Here is a 380-nt window from a genome sequence, read left to right on the forward strand (position 1 = left end):
TGCGACCCACTTACGTTGTATGTAGATCCAGGAGCTGAAATGGATGAGGAAATCCGTTGGATTGTGGAAAGAAAGCCACGTGACATTGATTATATCAAAGAACGGTATGGGAAAGATGTGTCGGCAGATGAGAATGTAGGATTGGCGGCTGCCTTCGATGTTACACCGCAAAATGGATTCAACTCGACAAGTAAAAAACGACCGAACATGGCAATGGTAGATGAAATGTGGGTAAAACCATGTGGGAAGCATCCAAATGGATTGAAAGTTACGATTGCGGGTGGACAATTACTGGATATGGATGAACATGCAGGTGACATACCATTCTTTCTCTTTGGTGATATTCCGATACCCGGAAGTGTGAAAGGGGAAGCGTTTAT

1 pseudogene is annotated in these 380 nt (G+C 43.9%); it reads left to right on the forward strand.

Features of this window, described 5'->3' with window-relative positions:
- A pseudogene (locus tag ACODS7_RS32780) lies at positions 1-380 on the forward strand (portal protein); the annotation flags it as partial.

It is taken from the genome of Bacillus sp. FG16 (assembly GCF_057809515.1).